Source organism: Polaromonas sp. (assembly GCF_012927415.1).
Lineage (GTDB): Bacteria > Pseudomonadota > Gammaproteobacteria > Burkholderiales > Burkholderiaceae_C > Polaromonas.
In genome coordinates, this window is sequence record NZ_JABBPF010000033.1 from 21,284 (window position 1) to 46,797 (window position 25,514).

The 25,514-nt window shown below is 57.5% G+C and carries 29 protein-coding genes; 18 read left to right on the plus strand and 11 right to left on the minus strand.

All coding sequences use genetic code 11. The features are described 5' to 3' along the window. The first annotated feature begins 110 nt into the window (after positions 1–110). Entirely contained in the window at positions 111–1,550 is a 1,440-nt protein-coding gene (locus HHJ19_RS03600; protein ID WP_296904126.1) for a S41 family peptidase, read from the plus strand. A 131-nt stretch (positions 1,551–1,681) separates the two neighbouring features. Then, positions 1,682–2,431, plus strand: coding sequence for a molybdopterin-synthase adenylyltransferase MoeB (moeB, locus tag HHJ19_RS03605; protein ID WP_296904128.1), 750 nt, complete (start codon positions 1,682–1,684; stop codon positions 2,429–2,431). Between the two features lie 41 nt (positions 2,432–2,472). Here the strand turns inward: moeB and HHJ19_RS03610 are convergent, their stop codons facing one another. Further along, entirely contained in the window at positions 2,473–4,479 is a 2,007-nt protein-coding gene (locus tag HHJ19_RS03610) for an AsmA family protein (RefSeq protein ID WP_296904129.1), read from the minus strand. A 337-nt stretch (positions 4,480–4,816) separates the two neighbouring features. On the opposite strand from HHJ19_RS03610, the gene HHJ19_RS03615 reads away from it, so the two are divergent. Next, positions 4,817–5,218, plus strand: a complete 402-nt coding sequence (locus tag HHJ19_RS03615) for a response regulator (RefSeq protein WP_296904175.1) — start codon at positions 4,817–4,819, stop codon at positions 5,216–5,218. Between the two features lie 211 nt (positions 5,219–5,429). On the opposite strand, the gene HHJ19_RS03620 is transcribed toward HHJ19_RS03615, so the two are convergent. After that, the gene (locus HHJ19_RS03620) at positions 5,430–6,062 is read right to left on the minus strand and encodes a response regulator transcription factor (RefSeq protein WP_296904131.1); all 633 of its coding nucleotides are present in this window, start codon (positions 6,060–6,062) and stop codon (positions 5,430–5,432) included. A gap of 130 nt (positions 6,063–6,192) precedes the next feature. Here HHJ19_RS03620 and HHJ19_RS03625 point away from each other — a divergent pair, with 130 nt between their 5' ends. The 7 genes from HHJ19_RS03625 to HHJ19_RS03655 all read left to right on the plus strand — a co-directional run bounded on the left by HHJ19_RS03625 (position 6,193) and on the right by HHJ19_RS03655 (position 10,214). Continuing rightward, positions 6,193–7,533 (plus strand): CHASE3 domain-containing protein, encoded by a 1,341-nt coding sequence (locus HHJ19_RS03625; RefSeq protein WP_296904132.1) that lies wholly within the window; start codon positions 6,193–6,195, stop codon positions 7,531–7,533. 201 nt (positions 7,534–7,734) lie between these two features. After that, the gene (locus HHJ19_RS03630) at positions 7,735–7,899 is read left to right on the plus strand and encodes a DUF1328 domain-containing protein (RefSeq protein ID WP_296904134.1); all 165 of its coding nucleotides are present in this window, start codon (positions 7,735–7,737) and stop codon (positions 7,897–7,899) included. Between the two features lie 68 nt (positions 7,900–7,967). Beyond that, positions 7,968–8,372 (plus strand): hypothetical protein, encoded by a 405-nt coding sequence (locus HHJ19_RS03635; RefSeq protein ID WP_296904135.1) that lies wholly within the window; start codon positions 7,968–7,970, stop codon positions 8,370–8,372. A gap of 55 nt (positions 8,373–8,427) precedes the next feature. Beyond that, entirely contained in the window at positions 8,428–8,793 is a 366-nt protein-coding gene (locus HHJ19_RS03640) for a hypothetical protein (protein WP_296904137.1), read from the plus strand. A gap of 24 nt (positions 8,794–8,817) precedes the next feature. Continuing rightward, positions 8,818–9,264: a hypothetical protein gene (locus HHJ19_RS03645; RefSeq protein ID WP_296904138.1), complete on the plus strand. Its 447-nt coding sequence runs from the start codon at positions 8,818–8,820 to the stop codon at positions 9,262–9,264. Continuing rightward, positions 9,261–9,803, plus strand: coding sequence for a ferritin-like domain-containing protein (locus HHJ19_RS03650; RefSeq protein ID WP_296904140.1), 543 nt, complete (start codon positions 9,261–9,263; stop codon positions 9,801–9,803). Before HHJ19_RS03645 ends, HHJ19_RS03650 begins: the two co-directional genes overlap by 4 nt. A gap of 96 nt (positions 9,804–9,899) precedes the next feature. Then, positions 9,900–10,214, plus strand: a complete 315-nt coding sequence (locus tag HHJ19_RS03655) for a BON domain-containing protein (RefSeq protein WP_296904141.1) — start codon at positions 9,900–9,902, stop codon at positions 10,212–10,214. 237 nt (positions 10,215–10,451) lie between these two features. On the opposite strand, the gene HHJ19_RS03660 is transcribed toward HHJ19_RS03655, so the two are convergent. The 5 genes from HHJ19_RS03660 to folE form a co-directional block, all read right to left on the minus strand. Further along, the gene (locus HHJ19_RS03660; RefSeq protein WP_296904143.1) at positions 10,452–11,000 is read right to left on the minus strand and encodes a BON domain-containing protein; all 549 of its coding nucleotides are present in this window, start codon (positions 10,998–11,000) and stop codon (positions 10,452–10,454) included. Positions 11,001–11,177: 177 nt separating this feature from the next. After that, the gene (locus HHJ19_RS03665; protein ID WP_296904144.1) at positions 11,178–11,759 is read right to left on the minus strand and encodes a thermonuclease family protein; all 582 of its coding nucleotides are present in this window, start codon (positions 11,757–11,759) and stop codon (positions 11,178–11,180) included. A gap of 209 nt (positions 11,760–11,968) precedes the next feature. Further along, complete coding sequence (locus HHJ19_RS03670) at positions 11,969–12,787, minus strand: DUF429 domain-containing protein (RefSeq protein ID WP_296904145.1); 819 nt, start codon at positions 12,785–12,787, stop codon at positions 11,969–11,971. A 129-nt stretch (positions 12,788–12,916) separates the two neighbouring features. After that, positions 12,917–13,339 carry a BLUF domain-containing protein gene (locus HHJ19_RS03675; protein WP_296904147.1) on the minus strand — a complete coding sequence of 141 codons (423 nt, stop codon included), beginning with the start codon at positions 13,337–13,339 and terminating at the stop codon, positions 12,917–12,919. Between the two features lie 4 nt (positions 13,340–13,343). Continuing rightward, positions 13,344–14,060: a GTP cyclohydrolase I gene (gene folE, locus HHJ19_RS03680; RefSeq protein WP_296904148.1), complete on the minus strand. Its 717-nt coding sequence runs from the start codon at positions 14,058–14,060 to the stop codon at positions 13,344–13,346. A gap of 167 nt (positions 14,061–14,227) precedes the next feature. Here folE and HHJ19_RS03685 point away from each other — a divergent pair, with 167 nt between their 5' ends. The 8 genes from HHJ19_RS03685 to ruvC all read left to right on the plus strand — a co-directional run bounded on the left by HHJ19_RS03685 (position 14,228) and on the right by ruvC (position 21,756). Next, entirely contained in the window at positions 14,228–14,824 is a 597-nt protein-coding gene (locus HHJ19_RS03685) for a YqiA/YcfP family alpha/beta fold hydrolase (protein WP_296904150.1), read from the plus strand. Positions 14,825–14,916: 92 nt separating this feature from the next. After that, positions 14,917–16,992, plus strand: coding sequence for an RNB domain-containing ribonuclease (locus HHJ19_RS03690; protein WP_296904152.1), 2,076 nt, complete (start codon positions 14,917–14,919; stop codon positions 16,990–16,992). Positions 16,993–17,027: 35 nt separating this feature from the next. Further along, positions 17,028–17,876 (plus strand): TonB C-terminal domain-containing protein, encoded by an 849-nt coding sequence (locus tag HHJ19_RS03695; protein ID WP_296904154.1) that lies wholly within the window; start codon positions 17,028–17,030, stop codon positions 17,874–17,876. Positions 17,877–17,944: 68 nt separating this feature from the next. Beyond that, positions 17,945–18,784, plus strand: a complete 840-nt coding sequence (gene aroE / locus HHJ19_RS03700; protein ID WP_296904155.1) for a shikimate dehydrogenase — start codon at positions 17,945–17,947, stop codon at positions 18,782–18,784. A gap of 13 nt (positions 18,785–18,797) precedes the next feature. Further along, positions 18,798–19,547: a transglycosylase domain-containing protein gene (locus tag HHJ19_RS03705; protein ID WP_296904157.1), complete on the plus strand. Its 750-nt coding sequence runs from the start codon at positions 18,798–18,800 to the stop codon at positions 19,545–19,547. A gap of 5 nt (positions 19,548–19,552) precedes the next feature. After that, positions 19,553–20,185 carry a lysophospholipid acyltransferase family protein gene (locus tag HHJ19_RS03710; RefSeq protein ID WP_296904159.1) on the plus strand — a complete coding sequence of 211 codons (633 nt, stop codon included), beginning with the start codon at positions 19,553–19,555 and terminating at the stop codon, positions 20,183–20,185. Next, the gene (locus tag HHJ19_RS03715) at positions 20,185–21,165 is read left to right on the plus strand and encodes a phosphatidate cytidylyltransferase (protein WP_296904161.1); all 981 of its coding nucleotides are present in this window, start codon (positions 20,185–20,187) and stop codon (positions 21,163–21,165) included. Before HHJ19_RS03710 ends, HHJ19_RS03715 begins: the two co-directional genes overlap by 1 nt. A gap of 42 nt (positions 21,166–21,207) precedes the next feature. Next, the gene (gene ruvC, locus HHJ19_RS03720; protein ID WP_296904163.1) at positions 21,208–21,756 is read left to right on the plus strand and encodes a crossover junction endodeoxyribonuclease RuvC; all 549 of its coding nucleotides are present in this window, start codon (positions 21,208–21,210) and stop codon (positions 21,754–21,756) included. Between the two features lie 128 nt (positions 21,757–21,884). Here ruvC and HHJ19_RS03725 read toward each other — a convergent pair whose 3' ends face one another. The 4 genes from HHJ19_RS03725 to ftsA all read right to left on the minus strand — a co-directional run. Then, the gene (locus HHJ19_RS03725; RefSeq protein WP_296904165.1) at positions 21,885–22,061 is read right to left on the minus strand and encodes a hypothetical protein; all 177 of its coding nucleotides are present in this window, start codon (positions 22,059–22,061) and stop codon (positions 21,885–21,887) included. Positions 22,062–22,115: 54 nt separating this feature from the next. Continuing rightward, on the minus strand, positions 22,116–23,039 hold the full coding sequence (gene lpxC, locus HHJ19_RS03730; RefSeq protein WP_296904167.1) for a UDP-3-O-acyl-N-acetylglucosamine deacetylase: 924 nt from the start codon (positions 23,037–23,039) through the stop codon (positions 22,116–22,118). A gap of 183 nt (positions 23,040–23,222) precedes the next feature. Further along, positions 23,223–24,452: a cell division protein FtsZ gene (ftsZ, locus tag HHJ19_RS03735; RefSeq protein WP_296904169.1), complete on the minus strand. Its 1,230-nt coding sequence runs from the start codon at positions 24,450–24,452 to the stop codon at positions 23,223–23,225. A gap of 155 nt (positions 24,453–24,607) precedes the next feature. Then, on the minus strand, positions 24,608–25,514 hold a 907-nt coding region (gene ftsA / locus HHJ19_RS03740), incomplete at its 5' end, for a cell division protein FtsA (protein WP_296904172.1).

A 25,514-nucleotide genomic window follows, 5' to 3' on the forward strand; every position in this document is an offset into this window, starting at 1 on the left:
TCGCAAGACGCGGCCGACGGAACTGTCGCGACCGACCCACCTCCAAGGTGTATATTGCTCCCAGACACGAAGGGGCAAAGCTCCTCAACAGGCTTACGAAAGTACATTTTATGGGTCAAAAGCTCAAGATAGCAGGCTGGATTTCAATTGGTGCGATGGCGGGCGCCCTCACCACAGTGCAACTGCAAGCCGTCGCGCGCGGTGGCTTGACACCGTTGCCACTGGAAGAACTGCAGCAACTCGCCGCCGTGTTCGGCATGGTCAAGACCGACTACGTCGAGCCGATCGACGAGAAGAAACTGATCACCGACGCCATCTCGGGAATGGTCTCCAGCCTGGATCCGCACTCGGTTTATTTCGACAAGAAATCTTACAAGGAATTTCGCGAAGGCACCTCGGGCCGCTTTGTCGGTGTCGGCATTGAAATCACCCAGGAAGATGGACTGGTCAAGGTGGTCTCACCCATTGAAGGCTCGCCCGCTGACCAGGCGGGACTTAAGCCCAATGACCTGATCACCCGCATTGATGACGCCGCTGTCAAGGGACTGAGCCTGAATGAAGCCGTCAAGAAGATGCGCGGCGAACCCAAGACCAAGGTGCTCCTGACCATTTTCCGCAAGGATGAAAACCGGACTTTTCCGGTGACCATTACCCGCGAAGAAATCCGCACCCAGTCGGTTCGCAGCAAGGTTGTTGAGCCCGGCTACGCCTGGATAAGGCTGAGCCAGTTCCAGGAACGAACCGTAGACGACTTTGTAGCCAAGATAACGCAAATCTACAAGCAGGATCCCAACCTCAAGGGTCTGGTGCTCGACCTGCGCAACGATCCGGGTGGTTTGCTTGATGCAGCGGTTGCCGTGTCGGCCGCTTTCCTGCCAGAAAACGTGACCGTGGTTTCCACCAACGGCCAGCTTGCCGAGAGCAAATTCACTTACAAGGCTTCGCCCGAGTTTTACCAGCGCCGCAATGGAGCCGATCCGCTCAAAGGCTTGCCTGCAGCGCTCAAGACGGTGCCGCTGGTGGTGTTGGTCAATGAGGGCTCGGCCTCGGCAAGCGAGATTGTGGCGGGTGCCCTTCAGGACTACAAGCGCGCTACCATCATGGGCAACCAGACCTTTGGAAAAGGCTCGGTTCAGACCGTTCGTCCACTCGGCCCCGACACCGGCATCAAGCTGACCACCGCGCGTTACTTTACGCCCAGCGGCAAGTCGATTCAGGCGCGCGGCATTGTTCCAGACGTGATGGTCGACGAGACCGCCGAAGGCAGTCCATTCGCGGTACTACGCACCCGCGAAGCCGATCTTGAGAAGCATCTCAACAGCGGCCAGGGCGAGGAAATCAAGGATGCTGGTCGTGAAAAGGCCCGCGAACAAGCCTTGAAACGGCTGGAAGAAGACGCCAAAAAGACGCCAGAGCAACGCCGGCCACCAGAGTTGGGCGGCGACAAGGACTTCCCGCTGGCTCAGGCCATCAACCAGCTCAAGGGTCGTCCAGTACTGGTTAGCAAGACTGCGGTAGTCGAGCCTAAAAACGAGAAAAAAGATAACTAGCTGCCGCTAACTGGTTTCCGGTTTGAGGCGCCGGTGAAAGATGTACAGCGCCCCGGCGCTTTGCACTGACCACACTTAAGTCATCTCATGATCCCGACCAGTGTCAAAGTCTGGGCGTTACCCTTCTTTGAATGAACGACGAACAGCTCCTTCGCTATTCCCGCCACATCCTGCTTGATGAAATAGGCATTGACGGGCAGGAGAAACTTCTCGCCGCTCATGTGCTGATAATTGGCGCAGGCGGCTTGGGTTCGCCAGCGGCTTTGTATCTGGGCAGTGCTGGCGTCGGACGTATCACGCTGGTCGATCACGACCGCGTGGACGGCACCAACCTGCAACGGCAAATTGCTCATACGATTGCGCGCATTGGCGAGTTCAAGGTGCACTCGGTGAGACAGGCCTTATATGCCATCAATCCCGATGTCAATGTCATTCCGATTACCCAGAAGGCCGATGACGCATTGCTTGACGGGCTGGTGCGTGAGGTAGACCTGGTACTTGATTGCACCGACAATTTTGCGGTGCGCCATGCCATCAACCGCGCCTGCTTCAAACACCGCAAACCCTTGGTTTCGGGCGCAGCGATTCGCTTTGATGGTCAAGTGGCTGTTTATGATTCGCGCAGCGCTCAATCACCGTGCTATGCCTGTGTTTTCCCCGAGACCGACCAGCTGGAAGAAACCCGCTGTGCCACCATGGGAGTATTTTCGCCTTTGGTCGGCATCGTCGGCAGCGTGCAGGCAGCAGAGGCGCTGAAACTGTTGTGCGGCATTGGACAGCCTCTCACAGGGCGGTTGCTGATGCTGGATGGGCGCAGCATGGAGTGGAATGAGATGAAACTGGCAAGAGTCAGCACCTGCGCAGTCTGCGGCACCGACTAAAAGCAACCGTGAATCGCGGCGAAACCTAACTCCGCAGCAGCCTATTTGCCGGCTGCAGCAGGCGCGACCTTTGGGTGCGATGCCTGCGCCAGGACACGGCTACAGTCTGCATTTTTACCAGGCCCTGTTTCCACCGTAGCCGCCAGCGCCAGCAAGGGATTGATGGCGCCGAGCAGCAGCGCCAAACCAACTCGGCCGGCAAGCGCCGTCTTTTCGGGCCCGGCAGAAGGCCTTGCAAAGGTTCCGCCAATCCGTAGCGGCGACCGCAGACTCAAGATGCTGTGGTCCTTGGGCTCGGGTTTCAGGAGTACATCAAGCGTTTCATCGGCCAGACTTATCTTGCCCTGACCCGTGATGATGGTGTCGCTGGTGTCGAGCACGATGGCCCGGCTGGTCATCAAGCCCCGGTTCACATCAAAAGCCGCAGCCGCGCAACGGAGTTGCACATTGCGGTCGCCAAGGACCAAGAACTTGATGATTTCCCCGCCATCGAGCCCCATGTATTCAAGAAGAATATTGCTGATTTCGCCTTTGCCCATCAATACTGCCATGTTGCCCGAGGACGAGCCCAGCATCTGCGCCGCCGAATTTCCGCGCCCTTTCAGGTCGAACTGGCCGCTGATTTTTCCGAGGCCTGTTTTCGTGCTTTGAACGGTAGGGAACAGTTGATTCAACTGCAGCGCCCGCACATCCAGCCGGGTGCTGAATGCCGCTGGCTTGACGTTCGAATCGATATGAATACTTCCTGCGACAGTTCCACCAGCAACCCCCAGAGAAACTGGCTCAAGCTGCATGACACCCGCTTTCAACTTGACGTGAACATTGCCTTTGTCCAGCGGCAAGGCCTGGACATGCCTGATATCTTGGGCGGAATAAGTAACGTCTGCATCCATGGACTGGAGTTTTTCAACGTCAAGAACGGCCACGGGCAACACCTTGCGCGACGCGCTTTCATTTGGCGTCAGCCGCTTTTTCGACGCGGCAGCCGCGGGACTCCCAGATTCGGAACCAGTCGAAGCTTTGGTGGCTGCGTTGCCCGAAGGCACCATGCCAACCACCGGTCCAAGGTCTGCAAAATCCAGTATTTTTGATTGCACCTTGCCGGTTAGAAGCGGCACTTTGGAGGATTGATCGAAACTGAGAGCGCCGCTGATATCCGACTTGCCGAGCATGCCCTCAATCCGGGTGGTCGCCCAAATCTTGCCACGTTTGTTCAGTTGCCCGCGAAATTTATAGGGGCGCGTGGCCGGGAGTGCGACGCCGAGCAATTTGTACAGGTCATCCAGATTGCGACCCTCCAAATCAAAGCTGACGTCAATAGCCTCAAGCTCTGCAATATTGGTAATTGAGCCTTTCGCCTTCAGACTTGTTCTTCCGGCAACCGCGTTGACCTCAAGGGGAAACAGCTCACCGCTGTTCTCGCTCAGCTGCAACACGCCGCCAGCGCGACCGCTGGCAGTAAAGGCCTCGTTCTTCCATTTGCCGGTCGCCTTGTAGCTCAAGGGGAGCGGCGTCGAAGCTTCCTGCGCCAGGGAAAACTGAACATCAAGGTCTACCCCTTGCGCGCGCGCCCGGTAGGTGACCGTGCCCTGGTCCACCAGCAGTACTCCAATCTTCGGTACCGCCGAAACATCCGTCGTATCACGCGACAGCGCCCAAGTTCGGCGCCCATCCGGTTCAATCTGTAAACCAATTTTTGGCTCTGTCAACATGATTCGGGGTATCTCTACTTTCCCGAACAGCAATGAAAACAGCTTGATGTCGAACTCGGCAGTTTTTGCGATCAGAAGATAGGGTTCATGCGCCCACGCGGGATTCGCAATTTCCACGCCATCGGTCCGCACCGTGGTGGTGAATCCCACATCCACAGCAAGATGCCGAGTGATCTCGAAACGTCGCCCAAGCTGACCCGATACATATCTGTTGACCGGCTCGCGCAACGTATCCCATGGGAAAAAATAAACTGCCACAGTGACGACAACAAGCAGGAGAACGATACCCGCCAGCCAACGGAGAAGAACTGGGGAATGAAGCCGTCGTGTATTCATGCCTTATTACAAGATTGAAAATCGTAAAAAAAAAGACCATTCGGACCACCATGTGGACAGCCGACCCTTGTCAAAAGCCTTACGGCTTTGATCGTGCATGACTATCGCCTGGTTTTAACAGATAGGGCAGTCGGCAAACACGCGCTAATTCTGTGAGCATGTGCCTACACTTGCGCGCCGTAGGCGTCATCCTACATAGACCGGCATAGCTCACTGGCACAATCGGCACAGTGAGAAAGATACATTAAGAGACATGCAAACTGGAATTTGCCAGTTGCACTGGTTGGGCAAACGGAAGAATTTGGAAAGTCCGGCCTTCGCTAACTGGATACGCTTCGTGAGACTCAGAACCTATATCGTCGAAGACAATCCCACCATCAGGGAAAACCTCATTGGAACACTCGAAGAACTTGCGTTTGTTACTGCCGTGGGAACTGCAGAAACCGAAAATGAAGGCAAGGCGTGGCTGACAAATCATCCCGAAGAATGGGATTTGGCGATCGTCGATCTATTCCTGAAGCAGGGAAGCGGCCTGGGTGTGCTGGCGGCCTGCCGCGATCGCCCATCACACCGCAAAGTGGTTGTGCTGAGTAACTACGCCACTACGGACATTCGCCAGCGTTGCGCCCAGTTGGATGTCGACGCGGTCTTCGACAAATCGAATGAAATTGACGCCCTGGTGGAATACTGTCTCCAGCAAAGGGGAACTCCACTGGAAGTCGGGAAAGGGATTGCGTAATTTAGCGCTCAGGCTTGCGCAGCGCGAAACGACCAGCAAAGTGAAAAGTCCGACACCTGATCCAGGCCCGGCACGATCGGTTCAAAACCAGGTTGCCATAGTCGGCAGGGCGAGAAAAAAACCCCGTGAAAGTGACAGTTCGCCCGCTTCGCAAAAAGCCAGGACGATGGCCGGCTATTGCAAATTCCTGACACGGTGCGGCCGATTTCCTTCAGTCAATCAGCTTGTTTTTAAGCGCGTAATAAGTCAAGTCACTGTTGGACGCGAGGCTCATTTTCTCCATGACGCGGGTTCTGTAGGTACTCACCGTTTTCACGCTCAGAGAAAGAGCTTTGGCGATATCGCCAGCCGTTTCACCTTTTGCCAGTTTGAGAAAAACCTGGAATTCCCGCTCGGACAACTGCTCATGGGCAGCAACGTCCTTCGGCCGATTCAATTGTTGCGCCAGCAGTTCCGCAACAGCTGGCGTGATGTAGCGTTTGCCCAACGAAATCACGCGAATGGCGTCGACAATTTCCGATGGATCACATTCCTTGTTAAGGTAACCACTGGCTCCTTGACGAATCAGGTTGACCGCGTAATGCTCCTCCGGGTAGCCGCTTAAAATGAGAATGCCCACATCAGGCGCTTTGGCGCGAATCATGGCCAGAGCATCAATGCCACTCTGCCCAGGCATTGAAAGGTCCATCACCAGAATGTCCAGCTCGACATTGCGCACCAAGTCAATGGCTTCACGGCCGCTGGCGGCCTCGCCCACCACGCGTAAATCCACCTGGTCCGAAAAAAATTGCTTCAGTCCCGAACGCACGATGGCATGGTCATCCACAATTCCGATTTTTATCATGTCGCTGTCTTTCTATAAATCCTGGGTGAGCAGGCGTCACCATAAAGAGCCCGCCGAGCCCGAACATCACATTGATTCCAAGTGCACATTATTCACGAGATATCCAGCGAAGTACTGAACGGAGTTTGCCTTGAAAAAATTTGCCCTGCCCAAAATGGTCATCACCCTTCCCCTGGCGGTGCTGGCGGCTGCGTCCCTCATTTTGATCAACGAGTCCAGTTTTCAGGAATCGACTGCGGCGCTGGCTAACATCGAATCCGCCCAGCAAACCCGCGGTGCCATCAGCAAACTGGTGCAGCAGGTGCTGGATGCGGAAACGGGACAGCGCGGCTTTCTGCTGACAGGCGATCCCCGCTACCTGGAGCCCTACAACACGGCTACTGCAGATATTAACCAAAACCTCGACGTCATGCGTCAGCTTTTCGCTCCTTCAAGGGAGCAACTCGGAGATTTTGACCTCGTGTCCAGGCATGTCTCGCGCAAACTCGCTGAAATGGACCTGAGCGTGCGCATGCGCAAGCAGGGCAATGAAGATGGCTGGAAATTTGTATTGACCACCGATGTGGGCAAGGAACAGATGGAAGCGATCCGTGAACAATCCGCCAAGCTGCTGGCCAGCAGCATCCGAAAGATGGAGCAGGGGCAAGCACAGATCCAGAAAGCACTACAGCTGTCGCGCATTGGCATTGCAACGACGGCGCTGATTGGGCTGTTGGCTTTCTACATGTATTTGCTGCAAACCAAGGCGCTGGTTGCCTCGGGCTTGCGAGAGAAGGATTCGTTGCAGCGAGAGCGTGACCTGCTCGAAAAACAGGTGCGCGAGCGGACTGCCAGCCTGGCAGAACTGGCAACTCACCTGCAGAATGTTCGTGAGGACGAACGCGGCCATCTGGCACGCGAACTACACGACGAGCTCGGCGCACTCCTCACGGCGGCCAAGCTAGATGTAGCCAGGCTCAAATCACGACTGGCTGGCAATCTGCCCGAAGCATCCGAGCGCCTTGAACACCTGACCAGCACGCTCAACAGCGGGATTGCCCTGAAGCGTCGAATTGTCGAAGATTTGCATCCCTCATCGCTTTCCCACTTGGGGCTGGTGGCGTCGCTGGAAATTCTCGCGCGGGAATTTGAAGAACGTTCTGGCCTTTCCATCACCACCGATCTGGAAACGGTGGAACTTGAAGGTTCAGCCCAGCTTACCGTTTACCGCCTGGTGCAAGAGTCGCTGACAAACATGGCGAAATATGCGAATGCCACGCAGGCTGAAATCAGGCTGGAAAACTTTGATGGCTACATCGCGGTGGAGGTCCGGGACAATGGTGAAGGCTTCAATGTGGAAAACGTCGGGCCGGGAAGCCACGGCCTCTCAGGCATGCGCCACCGGGTGGAAGCAGCGGGCGGTCGCCTCACTGTCACAAGCGCCGCAGGAAGCGGAACAAAGATTTCGGCCATGCTGCCCAAAAACATGTAACGCAATGCATCATTGCAGAAGGCCCTGGCCCCGATAAGGCACGTAACAAAATGTCAGCCCCATCCTACACCCTGGCACCCCTGTCACTTACAGCTCTGCAGGCTCGAAGCCGATAAGTAAAAGCCTCTATGCCCGATAAAGTAACAAGAGGCGTTGCAAGCAAGGAGCACCGCTCAAGCAGCCCAATGAAGGAGTTCGAAAATGTTGCATTATTCTGTCGTATTTTTGGTGATCGCTCTGATCGCTGCCGTATTCGGATTTGGCGGCATAGCGGCCGGGGCCGTTGAAATTGCCAAGATTCTTTTCATCATTTTCGCCATCATGGCGATTGTGAGCTTCGTGATCAGCCTGGTCAGGAAGAATTGACTGGGCGACCACTCGATGGCCTGTTTTGTTTTGCCGCTCCAACCTCCCCAACCAATTAAGGATCTCAAATGAATATCAATACCCCACCAAACCTGGCACGCGACACCATGCCCACGATGCGCCAAGCGTCCGATGACCTTCTTCAATCAGCCGGTAAGGCATTGGAATCAACCCGCGATCATGCCAATGACGCGCTGGACAAAGCCGAGAGCAAAGTACGCGAATTGCGCGGCAGCGTTGATCCCATGGTTGACATGCTGGCGACAAAAGCTCAAAAGCTCGCCCGCCACAGTCTGGATCTGGCTTCTGAAGCCAAGGACCGCGCTGAGCAGTCTTTCAAACGTGCGGCCGGAGTTACAACCCGTTATGTATCAGAGCAACCCGTTCGCTCGATACTTATCGCAGCCGCGGTTGGCGCAACCGTTGCTTTGCTGGTTTCCGCGACCCGCCACCGTAACCAGAACCGCTACTGAAAATGACACACTGCCAGACCAAGAAAACCCGCTGACGATCAAACCGACCTGACTTATGCTGCACCCGCTGTTTTCCACGATCGTTCAAAGACCCGATCTGGTTCTTGACCATATTTCGGCTTATGGCGCGCTTTTTCACGAAGAAGCGTCCAGTGCTGGCGCAGAGATTCTGCAGCGGGTTGCGGCATGGGTGCTGGCGATATTGGCCACAGCGGTGTTCCTGGGTCTTTCCGGCACGGCGTTGATGCTGGGATTCATGCAAAATCATTTCCATTGGGTGCTTGTCGCAGTTCCCGGTTTTGCGCTTCTGCTGCTGGTAATCGCCGTGTTGGTCGCTAAAAAACCGCTTCGGAGTGAACGTTTTCCTGAACTCAGAGCGCAGCTCGACAGCGATGCGCTGGCGTTGCGCTCGGTCTCCTGAGGCTCTGTTGCGTCAAAGTTTGAAATGCCTGCAACGCCCACACCTACCCCTCAGGAACGCTTAGCGCTCAGCCGCAAGGCGATCATCAAGCACATGAGCCGACACCATTGGGAAAATGACCTTGAACCGGATAACGAGTTAGATGATTCCAGGCAGCCCAATTCCGTTTCACAAGGCGCCTTGGGCTTGGTGAAACACGCTCTGCGTGTTTGGTGGCATGGCCATCCGGCCAGCAGTATGGTCCAGCTTGCACGGCCGTTTCTTGGCGAATATGCCAAGTTGCATCCATTTAAGTTACTGGGCGTATCTGCAGGCATTGGCGCGGCAGCCGTGCTGGTACGGCCTTGGCGCATGGTGTCTGTGGGTGGCTTGCTGCTTGCTACCCTCAAGTCATCGGGACTTTCAAGTGCGCTGCTGTCGCTGTTAACGAACCGCTCTCATCACCCTCAAAACAATTCAGGAACCCCATGAAAACAAATCCCACTGCGTCCAACACCATGAAGATTGATGAATCGGGTCTGATTGCGGCCCGCTCCAGTCTTGAACAGGGCGCCATCACGCCGGCTTATGGACCCCACCGCGAAGCTATCGTAAAACTCCTCAACGACTCACTTGCGACCGAGCTGGTGTGCGTGCTGCGCTACAAGCGTCACCACTTCATGGCAAGCGGTCTGGCATCTCCCAAGATTGCTGAGGAATTTCTCGTCCATGCCAACGAAGAGTCTGCCCACGCAGACCGCATAGCACGGCGAATTGTCCAACTCGGCGGCGAACCTGATTTTTCTCCGTCTACTTTGCTGCAGCGCAGCCATGCAGACTATGATGAGTCAAATGATTTGCAGACTATGGTGAGGGTGAACCTCGTCGCCGAGCGGATCGCGATCGAAACCTACCGCCAGATGATTACGCTCCTCGCCGACAAGGACCCTACCACCCGCCGAATGCTTGAAAGCATTCTTGCCGATGAAGAAGAGCATGCCGACGAGCTTAAAGACTGGCTTGAGAAATAAATTGTTATCCGCAGGTCAATAGGCGTGGTGCCGCCAGTTGACAGGCTTTCCCAACTTTGCACCGATTAAATTAAACCAACTCAAGAGGATAACCCTATGAAATACGCTCGCGCAATCGCATTCGCCGCCTTGGCAGGCATCACCATCATTGGCAGCGGCTGCGCCGTGGGGCGTGGTCAGGAAACGGCTGGATCCTATGTTGATGATGCTGCCATCACTACTTCTGTCAAAGCCAAATTCGTTGAAGATAAAACGGTTTCAGCAACTTCCATCAGCGTTGAAACGCTCAATGGCACGGTTCAGTTGTCTGGGTTTGCAAAGTCGACCGCAGAAAGAACGCAGGCTGAAAACATCGCCCGCGGCGTGAAGAACGTCAGGTCTGTACGCAACGACATCGTCGTTCGGCCTTAAATCTTTCCTCAGGGTTTGCGCCATTAAAGATGGCGCGCATCAGGCAAGTGATGAATTTTTCATCACTTGCCTTTTTTAATGGCAAGGTCTTTCAAGGCTTGCCGAAAACCAAGATGCAGAGCCGCTTGGTGGGCTGGCACAGGTGACGCGGTATGCGCCGCAGGCAAGAAAAAACGCGGCTGCCCGCCGAAATCTTTCAGCAAGCAGCCGCGTCGAGGGAGCAGACGGCTAAAAAAATCAGCCTGCCTTCACGACCAGCTTGTTGTCCACCGAGCGCACGCCCTTGACCGCTTTGGCGATGCCGCCCGCCTTTTCACGGGCTGCTTCGGTCGGTGCGGAGCCACTCAGCGTCACTGCACCTTCTTTGGTATCCACATTGATCTTGAGCACGCTCAAGTCGCTGGTTCTGGCGATCTCGGATGATACGGCTGTCGTGATGGCGACATCACCGAATTTCTCCTCTGCCTTACCCACAGCTTCCCTGGTAGAAGATTCGGCATTTTTTGCCGCATCCTTGATGGCGGTCCCCGCGTTAGCCATCGCATCTTCCGTTTTAGCCTTAACCGCCGCCGCAGACTGCTCTGTCTGGGCTCTGGCTTGCACGGCCGCCTGCTGCGTTTTTGCAATCGCCGAGTCAACTTGCTGGCCGGCAGTTTTGTTTTCCTCCTCCTTGCTACAAGCGCCCAACGCAAGAATAAGGGCCAGCGAAGCGACAGCCACCCGCACCTCATGGGGACGAAGGCCTATGGATGAACGGTGAAAAAAAGGAAAAGCTTTTGGTTTCATGATGATTCCTGTTTTGAAAGAGACGGCCCAGAAAAAAACCTGAATAAGCTCAACGAAGCCGCAATTGTAAAAACTAAACCGACTGGATCATATCGGTCATGCCTGTTTCTGCCAATCAGCCTTTGTCGAATTTTCCGTAGGACTGGGACCAGAAAGCTACGGAAGAATTAGAGGAAATTATTTTCGCGTCATCCTCTCCGAAAAATCAGGCCCTGCGATTTGCGAATAAGCCTCTGCTCGGCAGGAACCATGCTGTTTGCGGAAATACCGCGGGTAAACAGGCGCCTTGGCGTGAGATTTGGAAAATAGGCCAATCCCCGCATTTTTCGCCTTTTGCTGCTCCAGCGCATACGGGCCTGCGCTAGCGCGATAGTGGTAGGACCAGGCTTGCCCATGCGCTACCATCCACGCCCCCTGATCCTCGCCATCAAGCACAATACGCGCCACCAGGCGACCATAATCGTCATACATCGTGCCGTAAACCGCCACACGTTTACCGAGCACTCTGAGTTTGAGCGCATCACGGGATGTTGTGCCGCCGGCCTGGCAAACCTCCGGCGCGTCAATGCCATCCATTCGAATACTGACCGGCTTGCCGCCACCCGGCGCTCGCACCCGGACCGTGTCGCCGTCAACGACGTAAGTCACGACACCCGACCAGACAGCTCCGGACGCCCCGGCGGCGGAAACCGGCGAAAACACCATGGCCAGTGCAAAAGTCACCGCTAATGGCAGCCTGACCCAAAGGGCGAAAGTCATGTTTCTAGTTGCTATATATTTAATAGCGAATCATGCCGAATTTCATTGGACATGAGCTCTATTTGATGCTGAAAACAGGCTGTGCGGGGTGTTGCAGCAAACCAGCGACAGGGAAATGCTCCATTTTTCACCGCTTAACATACTGGACAAATAAACAGTTTAGTCGGTTTTTTCGACTCGTTCTGGTCTGATCATTCCCGCCCGAAACACTAGGAGGTGACGATCCAGCCTTCCAGCACATCGATCTCCAGCGGTAAACCGTAACGGGGTGCACCCTTGCCTGCCGCCCACGCTGCCTGCAACAGACACAACACCGCATCCAGGCTGTCGCCACTGGCGTCGTCAACCAGAGCATCGCGTTGGGCATGACTGACCTTCAGCCGCAAGCCTAGTCGGGTTTGCCCGTGCTCCAGCGCGGTCACCAGATCCTTGCGCGCTATCAGGCGCTCTGGTGTCTGCTTGGCCCTGTCGTCGCTTTTGTACGAACGCAGACCCAGCACCTCGCGGGCAAGCAGGCCCGGATAGCCTTCCAGCGCGACGCGTCGGGTGTCGCCGTCGTGCAGGCCCGGCAAATGCACGCCAGCGGCGAGCAGGCGTGGCATGCCGGCATGCAGCATATAGGCCACGGGCGGGTTCACCCATTTCATGGACGGACTGGAGCCGGCCGGCTTGTCCGTGGCGCGGTGGGCGAATTTCTGTCCTGTCGGCCGAGCGTCACAGAAGGCGGCAAAGGTGTTACGGATCTCAAGCCGGTTTAAGCCCGCATACTTGCGAATCAGCTCTGGCCAGCGGTCAGGCCAGCCCAGATTGGCTACCAGCTCGCGTGGCAGGCCGAAAGGAAAATCAAAGGCGCCGGTCCAAGCCCTTTCCACCTCAAGCCATTGCCCGAAGCCGTCCAGCGTTTCGATCCGCTCAAGCCCCGCAAGCAGGACACGCCCTTTGGAGGACGAACCTGACGCCATCACTATCGGTTTTCGGCGGCTGGGACTGCTCGAAAAATCGCACCCGATCAGCAAGTCTTGGCTCATGAAACCCTTGTTCGCTCGCTTAACGCAGCGCCCCTGCCGTCGCGCAACTAACCAGGATCACGACATCCGGCAAAAAGTGCCGAGGCAAGCGGAGGGTGGAATGCGGCAGGTGGAGCCGGTCGGGGCAATTCAGGCGCGGCCTACGATGGACGCGGTGGCCATCAGCTCCTCCAGCAGCGCCAAAGATACCTTGCCGGAGGCGGCATAGGGATCCAGCTCGGGCTTTTCCGAGTATTTCAGCAAAATCGAATGGTTCAGCTTGAGCAGGTTGACCTGCCCCATGGTCCAGCCGCCAAAACGACGCTCCGAGATTTCCTCGAAATCCAGCAATACAACATCTTTGTGGCGGAGATCTTTCTGGATATGCCCGTACAGCTCGCTGACTGCCATGCGGCCGCCTTCAATTGCCTGCAAAAAGATACCGCCTCCATAGCAAAGAATGCCGGTGATGCCGCAAGACGGGTTGTACTGGCGCGACTGCACCAGAATCGCCTCGATCGCCCCGGCACTGGTGTCCACGGCGCGACTGGCATATAACAAACGTACCAACATGAGCTTATCCTTTGCGTGGAATGAGAGCGAGGAATTCGCGGCGCAGGGTCGAATCCTTGAGAAACACGCCGCGCATGACAGAGTTGATCATCTTGCTGTCCATATCCTTTACACCGCGCCAGGCCATGCAGTAGTGGCTGGCTTCCATCACGATGGCCAGCCCGTCGGGCTGCGTTTTCTCCATGATCAGGTCAGCCAGCTGAACCACCGCTTCTTCCTGGATTTGCGGACGCCCCATCACCCACTCGGCCAGCCGCGCGTATTTGGACAGGCCGATCACATTGGTGTGTTCATTGGGCATGACGCCAATCCATATCTTGCCGATAACCGGGCAAAAATGATGCGAGCAGGCACTGCGCACGGTAATCGGCCCGACGATCATCAATTCATTCAGATGCTCGGCGTTAGGGAATTCGGTGATGGTGGGTGCCTGCACATAGCGCCCGTTGAACACCTCGTTCAGGTACATTTTTGCCACGCGACGGGCAGTATTGCCTGTGTTGTGGTCGCCTGCGGTGTCGATGACCAGACTGTCGAGCACGCCCTGCATCTTGCCCTCGACCTCATCAAGCAGCTTTGCCAGTTCACCGGGCTCAATGAATTGGGCGATGTTGTCGTTGGCGTGGAAACGCTTTCGTGCCTGGACCAAACGTTCGCGAATCCTGACGGAAACAGGCGTGCCCTCGTCGGTGGCTGGCTGGGGAGACGTAGTAGTTTTCATAAGCACTTCATATAGTACCAGCCCGCCCCGATACCGTCTTTTCCGCAAGTTCATAGTGCGGCCCGCAGGAAGGGGAAAAATTCACCGGCCAGGCTTGATTCCTGTGCTGGCGAGGCGGTTGGCGGCGGTGTTGGGCTGTGACTAGATGTGGCGCTTACCATGGCGGCATGCGCACCACCCACTTGCTTTACCTGCACGGATTTCGCTCCTCGCCGCAATCGGTCAAGGCCAAGACAGTCGCCTTCCAGGTGCAGCGGCGTCACCCAGCGGTACGTTGGTGGTGCCCGCAACTGCCCCCATCACCCCGGCAAGCCATGCAAGAGATTTTCACCGGTCTGGCCCGATGGCAACAGGAAGCCGGCTTTGAAAGACTGGCTGTCATCGGCTCCTCGCTGGGGGGCTTTTACGCCACTGCCGTAGCTGAGAGATTGGCCTGCAAGGCGGTGGTTCTCAATCCCGCCGTCAAGCCGGCACGCGACCTGAGCCGTCACATTGGCGAGCAGACAGCCTGGCACAACGCCCATGAACGCTTTTTCTTCGAGCCCGGTTTTGTCGATGAACTGCGTGTCCTGCAGAGCGGTCCCCTCAAAGCCCCCGAAAACTATCTTGCCATTATTGCCAAGGGGGACGAAGTGCTGAACTGGCATGAAATGACGGCGCATTATGGTCGCGCCAATGTTTGCCTGATTGAGGGCGGTGACCACGCCTTGAGCGATTTCGAGGCGCATCTGCCACTTATCCTCGATTTTTTGAAGCTGGCCTGAAATTCCCAGCTGCGGGCGGGTGGCCGCCGGGACAGCCTGATTACACTAGCTGCAGACCCCAAAAGGCACACCCATGGCTAAAGGATTCCGTTTTGTTTGTATTGTTTGAAGAAGCCGGCAAGTTTCTGGCCGGCCGGATTTTGTCGGAGACTGACGCCTCGCTGCAGGTCGAGCTCGACTCGGGCAAACGCGTCAAGGTCAAGGCCGCCAATGCGCTGCTGAAGTTTGAGAAACCGGCGCCGGCCGAACTCGTGGCCAACGCATTGAAGCTGGGCGAAGACATTGAGCTGGACCTGGCCTGGGAGTTTGTCAGCGGGGAAGAATTCAGTTTCTCCGACCTGGCGCGCGAGTATTTCAGCGCCGACGCTTCCAGGCCGGCATCGCTTGAACAGCAGGCAGCCGCGCTGTTTCGCCTGTATGACGCACCGCACTACTTCCGTCGCGCCGGCAAGGGCCGCTTTAAGAAAGCGCCGGTCGAAATCCTGCAGCAGGCCTTGGCTGCCATCGAGAAAAAGAAGCAGCTCGTTGCCCAAATCGCCACTTGGGCCGAGGAGCTGGGACAGGGCCAGTGCCCGGCACCGATTCGCGATCAGCTCTACAAAATCCTGTTCAAGCCTGACAAAAACAGCGCCGAGTACAAGGCCGTGGTCGATGCCTCGCGCGCCACCCACACCGCGCCGCTGGAACTTCTGCAAAAAGCCGGCGCCATTGCCTCGCCCTACCAGTTCCACTGGAAACGCTTCCTGTTCGAGAACTTTCCCAAGGGCACGTCTTTCCCGTCGCTGCAGGCGCCACCGATCAAGGACGAGCTGCCATTGGCGGCTGTCAAGGCGTTCTCTATCGACGACTCCAGCACCACTGAAATCGACGATGCGCTGTCAGTGCACGGCCTGGGCAGCGGCACGGTCAAGCTGGGCATTCACATTGCGGCGCCCGGCCTCGCCGTGCTGCCGGGAAGCGAAGTGGACGCGGTTGGCCGCGCACGCATGTCCACGGTTTACATGCCCGGCTACAAACTTACCATGCTGCCCAATGATGTGGTTGAGGCCTATACCTTGCAGGAAGGCCGCAATTGCCCGGCTCTGTCGCTTTACCTGACGCTTGATGAAGCCACGCTGGAAATCACCGGCAGCGTGACCCGGCTGGAACAGGTGCCTATCGTGAGCAACCTGCGTCATGACGCGCTCGACAGCACTTTCACCGAAGCGTTTTTTGAAGCCGCGCAGCTCTATCCGGCAGTTGATGTGCAGTGGGGCATTGAACTGACGTTTTTGCACCGGCTGGCCAGACACCTGAAGGCCCAGCGCGAAATCGTTCGCGGTAAACCTGAAAACTTTAACCGGCCCGACTACAACTTCAAGCTCGACAACCCTTCAGGCCAGGAACCGCAGGGAAACGAGCGGGTCAGCATCAGCACGCGCCAACGCGGCGCGCCGCTCGATCTGATCGTCGCTGAAGCCATGATTCTGGCCAACAGCACCTGGGGCGAGTGGCTGGCCGAGCATGGCGTGCCCGGCATTTACCGCAGCCAGGCGAGTCTCGCGCCCGGCGTGAAAGTGCGCATGGGCACCAAAGCGCTGCCGCATGCCGGCATTGGCGTAAAAAGCTACGCTTGGGCCACCTCGCCGCTGCGCCGCTATACCGACCTGGTCAACCAGTGGCAAATCATTGCCTGTACCCGGCATGGCCGCACGGCCGCGCTGGCCGCACCCTTCAAGCCCAAGGACGCGGATCTTTTTTCGGTGATTTCGTGCTTTGATGGCGCTTACAGCGCTTACAACGGCTTCCAGTCCGGTATCGAGCGCTACTGGACCCTCAAGTACCTGGAGCAAAACAACATCACCGAACTGACAGCCACCACCTTCAAGGACAACCTCGTCCGTGCCGACGATCTGCCCCTGGTGCTGCCAGCGCTAGGCGCGCAAGGCCTGCCGCGCGGCGCCAGGGTGCGCATCAGGCTGGGCGCGCTTGACGAAATTACGCTGGACATTTCGGGTACTGTCATCGAGCGGCTGGACACTGTGGCTAATGACTCCGCAGCGCTGACAGATGAAAGCGCCGATGAGGATGGCGAGTCCGACATTGCCGCAGGCCCGATCTCGATTGCCGTCGATATCAACGAGCCCGCCCTGGACGCGCCGCTCGCTGCAGGCTTGGCGGCGGCTTGAGCCGTGTTGCGCCTGACCACCGATAAACCATTGCTGTGAAATCACCCAGCACCCTTCAAATTGCCCTGGGCGTCTCCATCGCATTTCATGCGGTTCTCTTGACCGTGCGTTTTGTCGATCCTGAACGTTTTAACCGCGTGTTTCAGGACACGCCGCTGGAAGTGATTCTGGTCAATGCGAAGTCCAGTGAAAAACCAGACAAAGCGAAAGCGATTGCGCAGGCTTCGCTGGCAGGCGGCGGCCAGCTCGAAAAAGGCCGCGCCACCTCGCCACTGCCACCCTCCGCCCTGATGGAGCTGGGCGACGCCTCCGAGGATGCGCAGCGCAAGGTCGAGTCACTGCAGGAGCAGCAAACTCAGTTGCTGGCGCAAATCAGGAAAGCGCTGGCTTCGCTGCCGCCGCCGGACATGCGCGTGCCTGCCAACAACCCCGCCCAGACCGAACGTGAAGAAAAACGCAAGCAGCTCATCAATCTGCTGGCCGAAATTGAAAAGCGCATCAATGAACAAAATGCGCGTCCCAAAAAACGCTACATCAGCCCGGCCACGCGCGAAGAAGTCTACGCGGTTTATTACGATGAACTGCGTCACAAAATTGAAGACAAGGGAACGGTGAATTTTCCCGAACAGGCCGGCCGACTGCTGTACGGCGAACTCACCATGATCGTGACGGTTAATTTTGATGGCCGCGTTCTCGACACCGAAGTGGTTCAGACCTCGGGCAACCTCACACTGGACCGGCGTGCACAGAACATTGTTCGCGGCAGCGGCCCCTTCAGCCGCTTCAACGAGACCATGCGCCGCCGGGCCGACCAGATTGTAGTGGTGTCCCGCTTCAAATTTACCCGGGAAGATGGCCTCCAAACGACGCTTACAAACCGCTGAACCCGAGGCGGTGGTGTGCAAAAGCCTTGCCACTAATAACAATTTCAATCACGAGCGGGTACTCAGCAATGGATCGATATTTTGTACTCGGCAACCCGGTAGCGCATAGCAAGTCTCCGCTGATTCATGCCCGCTTTGCCGATCTGACAGGCCAAGTCCTGCAGTACCAGCGCCTGCTCACGCCGCTCGACGGTTTCGCCTGCACGCTGGCGCAACTGGTGCATGACGGGGCGTGCGGCTGTAACGTCACCGTCCCCTTCAAGTTCGAGGCCTATCGCGCCGCCAGTACACAAACCGACCGCGCCCAGCTGGCCCAGGCCGCCAACACACTCACATTTTCCAATGGCATGGTTCACGCCGACAACACCGATGGCGTCGGTCTGGTCAAGGACATCCAGAACAATGCCGGTGTCCTGCTGGCCGGCTGCGATGTGCTGCTGATAGGCGCTGGTGGTGCGGCTGCCGGTGCGCTGGGCCCCTTGCTGGCAGCGAAGCCGCGCCGGCTGGTACTGGTCAACCGGACACGCGCCAGGGCGGACGATCTTGTCGCGCGTCACAAGGCGCACGCTTCACTGCGACAAGTGCTACAAAAAACAGAGCTGCTGACAGCGGATTTACATGGACTTGCGGGTAGTTTTGACGTCGTTATCAACGCCAGCGCGAGCAGCCTCACGGGCGGCGAAGTGCCGGTTGACAGCGCGGTACTCAAACCCGGCGCTCTGGCCTGTGACATGATGTACGGTCCGGCTACCGCCGGGTTTATGGCATGGGCGCAGGCGCACGGCGCGACGCCCAGGGATGGCTTGGGTATGCTGGTGGAACAAGCCGCAGAAGCGTTTGAGCTATGGCGCAAAGTGCGGCCGCCTTCCGCGCAGGTGTTGCAGGAAATGCGGGCGCTGCTGGCATGAAGATCGGTCAGCGATGAAGGCTTTGTCACGACTGCTGGTTCTGCTGCTGCTTGCCGGACTGGCGCTGCAAATTTATTTTGTCAGCCGCATTGCCTTGATGGCGGTGCTCAATCCGGAGTCGAGCGCCTTTCAGCGCTCTGAGGCCTACCTGATCGCCAAAAACACCGGTGCGCTGAAATGGCGCCAGCAGTGGGTTTCCTACGCTGAGGTGTCAGACAATCTCAAGCGGGCCGTCATCGCCTCGGAAGATGCCAGTTTTAGTCTGCATGACGGGGTGGATATCGAAGCACTGGAGAAGGCCTGGGAGAAAAATGCCAAAGCCGAGCAGCGCGCTGCCCAGGCGGGCAATCGGCTCGCCGCCACGCAGCCGAAAGCACTCTCGGCCAGAGTGCCCAAGGTCATAGGTGGCTCGACCATTACGCAGCAACTCGCCAAAAACCTTTTCCTTTCGGGCGAACGTACCCTTTTGCGCAAGGGCCAGGAGTTGGTGCTCACGCTGCTGCTCGAAGCCCTGCTCGACAAGCAGCGCATTCTGTCGCTCTACCTTAACAGCGTGGAATGGGGCGAAGGGGTATTTGGCGCGGAAGCTGCCGCCCAGCATTACTACCGTAAACCTGCCGCCCGACTGAGCGCCGCCGAATCAGCCCGGCTGGCCGTGATGCTGCCCAGGCCCAAGTATTTTGAAACCCGGCTCAATTCGGGTTACCTGGCCTCCCGGGCCGGCACCATCGCGGCGCGCATGAGCGCGGTAGAACTGCCCTGACAAGCATGATCAACACCTTCTCTCCATGGCTTGCCAAGCTGATGAGCCTGTTCCTGCTCGGCCTGATTCGGCTGCTGACCGGCGCGCAAGCACGCTGGCAGGGATGCCCGCCCAAGGCCGAACAGCGGATTTATTTCGCCAACCATCAAAGCCACGCCGACCTGATGCTCATGTGGGCAGCCCTTCCAGCTGAGCTGCGCAGCATTACCCGCCCCATCGCCGCCCGGGATTACTGGACTAAGACAGCATTCAAAAAATGGATCACCACGGCAGTGTTCAACGCCATTTATGTGGACCGTATCAAGACCAGCGACCAAGATCCGCTGGAGCCGCTGATCCGCGCGCTGACGCAGGGCGACTCGGTCATCCTTTTTCCCGAAGGCACGCGAGGCAACCAGGAAGAGCCGCAAAGCTTCAAGTCAGGGCTCTACAACCTCGCGCTCAAATTTCCCGATGTTGTGCTGGTGCCGGCATGGATCAACAACGTGCAGCGCGTCATGCCCAAGGGCGAAGTTGTCCCCGTGCCCATTCTCTGCTCGGTCACGTTTGGCGTACCCCTTTCGCTGGGTCACGACGAGGAGAGAGGCCGTTTTCTGGCGCGCGCCCGGCAGGCTGTTTTGGACCTGCGGGAATCCTGATGAACATCTTTTTGCGCAGCCTTTCGCCGCCCGAGCAAGTAGGCCTGCTGTTTATCCTTGTTTTCGGCTTGCTCGCCCTGGTCAGCCTGAGCGCATTCGTGATGTCCTTGCGGGACAGAAACGAAGACGACTCACGCACCGAGCGAGCGAGGGAATTGAAGGGCCTGCTTAAAACTTCATGGGGCATGGTGACCGTCTTCTGGATTGGCTGGGCATTGGGTGAAACCATCGCCACCGTCCTTTTCGGACTGGTCGCATTTTTTGCACTGCGTGAATTCATCACCCTCTCACCCACCCGCCAGGGCGATCATCGAAGCCTGGTGCTGGCATTCTTCGTAGTGCTGCCGGTGCAGTTTGCATTGGTCATCACGCGGCATTTCGACCTGGTGACGGTGTTCATTCCGGTCTATGTATTTCTGGCCATTCCCGTGGTCAGCGCCCTGGCAAACGACCCGCAACGCTTTCTGGAGCGGACCGCCAAGCTGCAATGGGGCATCATGGTCTGCGTCTATGGCATGAGCCACGTCCCTGCCCTGCTGCTGCTGAAATTTCCGGCGTATCGGGGTAAAGATGCTTTTCTGGTTTTCTTTCTGGTGTTTGTCGTTCAGAGCTGCATGATTGTTCAGCATCTGGTCGGTCGCAAACTGCGGCGCTTGCCCAGTGCGCCCAATGTCAGCCAGAGTTTCAACTGGACCAGCTGGCTGATAGCCGTTATTGTGGCAAGCCTGATTGGCGGCTTGCTGGCAGGCCTGACCCCCTTCATGCCCGGCCAGGCGGTGGCGATGGCACTGATCGCCTGCGTCTCGGGCTCATTGGGTCACCTGGTCATGAAGGCACTTAAGCGCGATCGGGGCATTACCAACTGGGGCGCGCAGGGAAGATCAGTGACGGGCGCCAGCGGCTTGCTCGACCGTGTCGATGCCCTGTGTTTTGCCGCGCCCGTGTTTTTCCATTCGGTTAGATGGTATTTCGGCCTCTAGTCCAGTATTTACGGCTATTTTTAGCTACAAAAAGTATAGCAAATGCGCATTTTAGGAATTGACCCTGGCTTGCAGATTGCCGGTTTCGGCGTGGTCGATATCGACGGCCCCCACCTGAGTTATGTGGCCAGCGGCACCATCAAGACCACGCACCTGGTGCGCAGCGATTTGCCGGGCCGTCTTAAGGTGCTGTTTGACGGCGTTCGCGAAGTCGTGCAACGCTACCAGCCCGACGTTTCCTCAGTGGAAATCGTGTTTGTCAACGTCAACCCGCAGGCAACTTTGCTGCTGGGCCAGGCGCGTGGCGCCTGCGTCACGGCATTGGTGTCCAGTGAGCTGGCAGTGGCTGAATACACCGCCCTGCAAATGAAAAAAGCGGTGGCGGGTTATGGCAAAGCCGGCAAGGCGGAGGTGCAGCAAATGGTCATGCGCCTTTTGAAACTGCCTTCTCTGCCTGGCAAGGATGCCGCCGACGCCCTGGGGCTGGCTATTACCCATGCCCATGCGGGCGCTGCCATGGCCAGGCTGGCTGCGGCCAGTGGACTGAAAGCGCAGATTGACGGGAAATACAAGGACGGGCGAAGCCGGTAACGCGACCGCGCGCCAAGTGCCTGTACTGACCCGCTTGTTGCCGGATGATTTGAATTAAGGGGCGGCCTGGGCCTTGGCGCTGATTTCAACTCACACCGGCAGGCTCGGTGCCGCCAGGGCATCCGGGCTCAGGCGACGCGTTCCAGAATGAGAACAGCAAAAAAGCCGAAAGCGGCAATCAGCGTCCACTTGAGCACAATGAGACCAAATCGCTTGAATCTGACTTGCCCCGTGCCCGCATAAAACATGAAGGACACGACAGCAGCCAGCAAAAACAGCAGGATAAGCCAGCGAAAAAGCAGCATGGTATTGAATCCTTGGTGGCTGACAACAAAAACGACGACGGCTGTTGCGCATCCCTACCAGGCGCGAGCCAGCGTGGCAAAGCCATGAGGTGCTTTTTTTTCATCCTCAAATGTGACGACCTCGTAGGCGTCTTTGTGTGCGAGCAGTTCGCGCAGCAGTTTGTTGTTCATCGCATGGCCGGAACGAAAGGCGCTATACGCCGCCAGCAGGGGTTTGCCAAGAAGATACAGGTCACCCATGGCATCAAGAATTTTATGCTTCACAAATTCGTCGTTGTAGCGCAGGCCTTCGCTGTTGAGGACTTTGTAGTCGTCCATGACGATGGCGTTATCCAGTCCACCGCCTAATGCCAGCCCGTTCGCGCGCATCATTTCCACATCCTTGGTAAAACCGAAGGTGCGGGCCCGGGCGATGTCCCGGCTGTAGCCCCCCGAACCCATGTCGAATTCCACGCGCTGGCCGGTAGAGTCCACCGCCGGGTGGTCAAAGTCGATTTCAAAACTCAGCTTGTAGCCCTCATAAGGGCTTAGACGCGCCCATTTGACGTTGGCACCCTCACCCTCTCGGACCTCAACCGGCTTGATCACACGCATAAAACGCTTGGGTGCCGCCTGCAGTTCAATGCCGGCGGACTGCAGCAGAAAAACAAAGGAAGAAGCCGAACCGTCGAGGATGGGCACCTCTTCGGCCGTGATGTCGATCGTCAGGTTGTCAAGCCCGAGCCCGGCACAGGCCGACATCAGGTGCTCAACGGTGAGAACCCTGACATTGCCGTTGGAAATGGTGGAGGCCAGCCGGGTGTCAGTCACGGCCTCAGCGGAAACGACAATGTCCACCGGCTGCGGCAAATCGACGCGCCGGAACACAATGCCAGTGTCGGGCGCAGCCGGCCGCAGCGTCAGCTCCACGCGCTGCCCGCTATGCAGGCCTACGCCCACAGCTTTGGTCAGGGATTTGAGAGTTCTTTGAGCCAACATGGTGTTATTTTAATTGGAGCCTCTGAAGCGGCGCGCCATAGGGACTTGGCGCCCGGAGCCAACTCGGGTAGCGCTCACTGGCGCCACCTGTCCCATGATGCGGGCGCGGGCCGCATGCGTATCCCCAAAACAGGCACAGCTCCCGAGGGAGCTGTGCCTGTCGGCCAGCGATCAAATGAACAATTAGTCAGCCTGGCGGCGCAGGAACGCAGGAATCTCGAAATCATCCATGCCACCCGATGCCAGCGCATCGACTTTGGCTGCTGCCTGGGTACGGTTAGTGCGCCACACACTGGGAACAGTCATGTTGCCGTAATCGGGTTGCGCCGAGCCCATGCCCGTGTGGAGTGTGACACCGGCGCCGGACACACCTCCCAGCGTAGGCACGTTGAAAGGAACGTTGTCTGTGCCGGTACGCAATACCTGCAGCGGCGGCGCATGGCGACGCACGCCTTGGCGGCTCAAGCCGGTGGCGATCACTGTAACGCGGATGTCATCGCCCAACTCGTCGTCGTAAGCCGTGCCATAGATCACATGCGCATCTGGCGATGCGTAAGCGCGGATGGTGTTCATCGCCAGCTTGGATTCATTCAGTTTTAGCGAACCCTTGGCGGCAGTGATCAATACCAAAACGCCTTTGGCACCCGACAAATCAATGCCCTCAAGCAGGGGACAGGCAACCGCCTGTTCGGCGGCAATGCGCGCGCGGTCGGGACCGTTGGCCTTCGCGGTGCCCATCATGGCCTTGCCGGGTTCACCCATCACCGTTCGCACATCTTCAAAGTCGACGTTCACTTTACCCGGAACATTGATGATCTCCGCAATACCGCCCACGGCATTTTTCAGCACGTCGTTGGCATGCGCGAAAGCTTCGTCCTGCGTCACGTCATCACCCAACACCTCCAGCAGCTTTTCGTTGAGGATGACAATCAGCGAGTCCACGTTGGCTTCCAGCTCGGCCAGACCCAGATCGGCATTGGTCATGCGGCGCCCGCCTTCAAAATCGAACGGTTTGGTAACCACACCGACCGTCAAAATGCCCATTTCCTTGGCTACGCGCGCGATGACGGGCGCAGCGCCGGTACCCGTTCCGCCACCCATGCCCGCGGTGATGAACAACATGTGCGCACCGTCGATGGCACTGCGAATGTCTTCGACGGCCAGCTCGGCCGCATCGCGTCCCTTTTCGGGCTTGCTGCCTGCGCCCAGGCCACTGATGCCCAACTGGATGGTTTTGTGCGCGCTACCTCGGTTGAGGGCTTGCGCGTCCGTGTTGGCGCAGATGAATTCAACGCCCTGAACGCCGCATTGAATCATGTGGCCCACCGCGTTTCCACCACCACCACCGACACCGATCACCTTGATCTGTGTGCCTTGGTTGAATTCCTGGATTTCAATCATTTCGATGCTCATTGGAAGCCTCCTGTCAATAAACCGGGTTGGTCAAAATTTCTAAGTTTTTTTGCTTAAGGTGATCGGTCATGCGGGTGGATCTGCCCCTCCACAATGGGTGCGGCGCGCAGGGCCGCCACTACAACTCGAACCCATGAGGTTGAAATATTTGATCATCAAAAATTCCCCACGAACCAGTCTTTGACACGGCCAAAGGCGTTGTGCACACTGCCCGCCTTCTGCGCCACCTTGTAGCCCCGCATGCGCGCCAGCCGGGCCTCCTCGAGCAGCCCCATCACCGTGGCAGCCCTTGCCTGGGCCACCATATCGGAGAGCACGCCGGAATAACGCGGTACGCCGCGCCGTACCGGCTTGAGAAAGATGTCCTCGCCAAGTTCAACCATGCCGGGCATCACCGCGCTGCCACCGGTGATCACGATGCCCGACGACAGCACCTCTTCATAACCTGACTCGCGAATCACCTGCTGAACCAGCAGGAAAATCTCTTCAACGCGAGGCTCGATCACCCCCGCCAGCGCCTGTTTGCTCAGCATGCGAGGCCCGCGATCACCCAGTCCAGGCACCTCCACCTGCGTGTCGGGATCAGCCAGCAGCTGCTTGGCATAGCCACTTTCCACCTTGATGTCTTCGGCGTCCTTGGTGGGCGTGCGCAAAGCCATGGCGATGTCGCTCGTGATCAGGTCGCCTGCAATCGGAATCACGGCGGTGTGCCGGATGGCACCGCCCGTGAAGATCGCTACGTCCGTAGTGCCCGCACCGATATCCACCAGCGCCACGCCGAGTTCCTGCTCATCCTGCGTCAGCACCGACAGGCTGGAAGCCAAAGGGTTGAGCATCAGCTGGTCCACTTCGAGCCCGCAGCGCCGGACGCATTTGATGATGTTTTCAGCGGCGCTTTGCGCGCCAGTCACGATATGCACCTTCGCTTCAAGACGAATGCCGCTCATGCCAATGGGTTCGCGCACATCCTGGCCGTCGATTACAAACTCCTGCGGCTCGACCAGCAGCAGACGCTGATCGGTCGAAATATTGATGGCCATTGCTGTATCGATGACGCGGGCC

What these genes read in the sequence shown, in the direction of transcription:
- ruvC (WP_296904163.1), top strand. Translation starts at nt 21,208, where the DNA reads ATGCGCATTTTAGGAATTGACCCTGGCTTGCAGATTGCCGGTTTCGGC.
- HHJ19_RS03670 (WP_296904145.1), bottom strand. Translation starts at nt 12,787, where the DNA reads ATGAGCCAAGACTTGCTGATCGGGTGCGATTTTTCGAGCAGTCCCAGC.
- moeB (WP_296904128.1), top strand. Translation starts at nt 1,682, where the DNA reads ATGAACGACGAACAGCTCCTTCGCTATTCCCGCCACATCCTGCTTGAT.
- ftsZ (WP_296904169.1), bottom strand. Translation starts at nt 24,452, where the DNA reads ATGAGCATCGAAATGATTGAAATCCAGGAATTCAACCAAGGCACACAG.
- HHJ19_RS03705 (WP_296904157.1), top strand. Translation starts at nt 18,798, where the DNA reads ATGAAGGCTTTGTCACGACTGCTGGTTCTGCTGCTGCTTGCCGGACTG.
- HHJ19_RS03715 (WP_296904161.1), top strand. Translation starts at nt 20,185, where the DNA reads ATGAACATCTTTTTGCGCAGCCTTTCGCCGCCCGAGCAAGTAGGCCTG.
- HHJ19_RS03685 (WP_296904150.1), top strand. Translation starts at nt 14,228, where the DNA reads ATGCGCACCACCCACTTGCTTTACCTGCACGGATTTCGCTCCTCGCCG.
- HHJ19_RS03655 (WP_296904141.1), top strand. Translation starts at nt 9,900, where the DNA reads ATGAAATACGCTCGCGCAATCGCATTCGCCGCCTTGGCAGGCATCACC.
- HHJ19_RS03630 (WP_296904134.1), top strand. Translation starts at nt 7,735, where the DNA reads ATGTTGCATTATTCTGTCGTATTTTTGGTGATCGCTCTGATCGCTGCC.
- HHJ19_RS03635 (WP_296904135.1), top strand. Translation starts at nt 7,968, where the DNA reads ATGAATATCAATACCCCACCAAACCTGGCACGCGACACCATGCCCACG.
- folE (WP_296904148.1), bottom strand. Translation starts at nt 14,060, where the DNA reads ATGAAAACTACTACGTCTCCCCAGCCAGCCACCGACGAGGGCACGCCT.
- HHJ19_RS03710 (WP_296904159.1), top strand. Translation starts at nt 19,553, where the DNA reads ATGATCAACACCTTCTCTCCATGGCTTGCCAAGCTGATGAGCCTGTTC.
- HHJ19_RS03725 (WP_296904165.1), bottom strand. Translation starts at nt 22,061, where the DNA reads ATGCTGCTTTTTCGCTGGCTTATCCTGCTGTTTTTGCTGGCTGCTGTC.
- aroE (WP_296904155.1), top strand. Translation starts at nt 17,945, where the DNA reads ATGGATCGATATTTTGTACTCGGCAACCCGGTAGCGCATAGCAAGTCT.
- HHJ19_RS03645 (WP_296904138.1), top strand. Translation starts at nt 8,818, where the DNA reads ATGCCTGCAACGCCCACACCTACCCCTCAGGAACGCTTAGCGCTCAGC.
- HHJ19_RS03660 (WP_296904143.1), bottom strand. Translation starts at nt 11,000, where the DNA reads ATGAAACCAAAAGCTTTTCCTTTTTTTCACCGTTCATCCATAGGCCTT.
- HHJ19_RS03675 (WP_296904147.1), bottom strand. Translation starts at nt 13,339, where the DNA reads ATGTTGGTACGTTTGTTATATGCCAGTCGCGCCGTGGACACCAGTGCC.
- lpxC (WP_296904167.1), bottom strand. Translation starts at nt 23,039, where the DNA reads ATGTTGGCTCAAAGAACTCTCAAATCCCTGACCAAAGCTGTGGGCGTA.
- HHJ19_RS03640 (WP_296904137.1), top strand. Translation starts at nt 8,428, where the DNA reads ATGCTGCACCCGCTGTTTTCCACGATCGTTCAAAGACCCGATCTGGTT.
- HHJ19_RS03620 (WP_296904131.1), bottom strand. Translation starts at nt 6,062, where the DNA reads ATGATAAAAATCGGAATTGTGGATGACCATGCCATCGTGCGTTCGGGA.
- HHJ19_RS03650 (WP_296904140.1), top strand. Translation starts at nt 9,261, where the DNA reads ATGAAAACAAATCCCACTGCGTCCAACACCATGAAGATTGATGAATCG.
- HHJ19_RS03600 (WP_296904126.1), top strand. Translation starts at nt 111, where the DNA reads ATGGGTCAAAAGCTCAAGATAGCAGGCTGGATTTCAATTGGTGCGATG.
- HHJ19_RS03610 (WP_296904129.1), bottom strand. Translation starts at nt 4,479, where the DNA reads ATGAATACACGACGGCTTCATTCCCCAGTTCTTCTCCGTTGGCTGGCG.
- HHJ19_RS03665 (WP_296904144.1), bottom strand. Translation starts at nt 11,759, where the DNA reads ATGACTTTCGCCCTTTGGGTCAGGCTGCCATTAGCGGTGACTTTTGCA.